Source organism: Agromyces humi (assembly GCF_009720255.1).
GTDB classification, from domain to species: Bacteria; Actinomycetota; Actinomycetes; order Actinomycetales; family Microbacteriaceae; genus Agromyces; species Agromyces humi.
The window spans coordinates 1-1,577 of the sequence record NZ_WJSP02000598.1 but is presented as its reverse complement, the minus strand read 5'-3'; the positions used below and the strand labels follow the sequence as shown (position 1 = coordinate 1,577).

The window sequence follows — 1,577 nt, the reverse complement described above, 5'->3', positions numbered from 1 at the left end:
TTCGAGCCGACGGCCACGTCGGTGCAGCCGGCGTCGCAGTTGACCTTGGCGTTCGCGCCGATCCAGGCGTAGGTGTGGATGTCGTCGACGTTGACCGCGCCGGCCAGGTTCACGGCGGCGGTGCCGGCAACGCCGGCCGAGATGCCGACCACAGCGATGTCGTCGCTGCTGTTCGCGGTGACCGCGACGCCGCGGAAGGTGTCGGTGCCGGCGGTGATGACCCGGGGTCCGTAGGCGGCCGCGTCGCCGCCGGGGGTGACGCCGCTCTTCACGATGCTGTGGCTGCGACCCGTCGTGGAGGTGACGTTGAGGCCGGTGATGATGACGCCGCCCTTGTCCTCGGGCTTGTTGCGCAGCTTCAGCTGGTTCGCGGCGAGGCCGGTGGTCTCGGCGTAGTAGGTCGCGCCGTCGATGAGCCCGCCGATCGGCACACCGCCGCCCGAGCTGTAGACGATGGTGTCACCGTCGGCGAAGCCGTGGTCGTACGGCAGGGTGATCAGGCTGCCGCCGGTGACGGCGCCGCCCTTCAGCGGGTTGAACCGCAGCGACTCGTCCTGACGCACGCCGGCCTGGTCGGTCGGGATGAGCCGATGGCTCTCCCCGGTTCCGCCCGAGACGTTGATCGCGGCATCCGACAGGTTCTGCACCTTGTGGAGCTTGACCCGGAACTCGTCGACGACCTCGACGTAGTAGACCTGCTGCGGCGTCACCTCGTCGCCCGGGGTGTCGCTCAGGCCGGCGATGTTCGCGCCGTAGCCCGAGTCGTAGATGACCTCGTCGCCGTTCTGGAAGCCGTGGGCGAAGCCGAGGTTGATGACGCCGCCGCCCTCGAGGGCGACCGAGGCGTCGAAGCGGGTGTCCTGCGTGGTGACCGTGTAGCCCCCGGTCGCGACGCTGAGCGCGGTGCCGTTGCCGAGACCGACGACGACAGAGAACGCGCCGAGGTAGGCCCGGGTGTGCTTCGTGACGACGGGAACGCCGACCGCGGCACCGACCGCGGCCGTGCCGCCGCCCGAGATGTTGCCGGCGATGACGTTGAGGCGCAGACGGTCGTCGGCCGACACGCGCACGCTGCCCGAGACCTGCAGGTCGGCGCGGTCGGCGGCCGAGGTGCCGTCCTGCACGTACGCCGTGGTGTCGACGGTGATGACCGAGACGCCGGCGTTGACGTTGACCGCGGCCGTGCCTCCGAAGCCGCCTCCGACCGAGAGCGAGTCGATGCCCTCGGTGGAGCGCGCGTCGACCGTGAGGTTGCCGCTCGCGCGGACGACCGACCCCTTCCCGATCCACGCCTCGGTGGTCTTGTGGAGCACCTCCACGTCCACGCCCGCGCCCACGCCGGCGGTGCCGCCGTACGTCAACTGCCCCGCGAGCGCGAGCACTGTCGTGTCATCGGTGGCGAGCACGGCGACGTTCGTCGTCGGCTGGCTGACGTTGCCGAGCAGGCTCGCCCGGGTGACATCCGTCGTCGTGTTCACGACGACCGAGCCCGCGACGCCGGCCGTGCCGCCGCCCGAGCCGCCGACCGCGAGCAGGAGGAGGTCGCTCGTCTGCGTCGCCGCGACGGTGAGACCCGC

General features: G+C 71.3%; 1 protein-coding gene. It reads right to left on the bottom strand.

Annotation, left to right across the window (positions count from 1 at the left end):
* Nucleotides 1-1,577: hypothetical protein (locus tag GH736_RS22675; RefSeq protein WP_159607251.1), on the bottom strand; the 1,577-nt coding region annotated here is incomplete at both ends.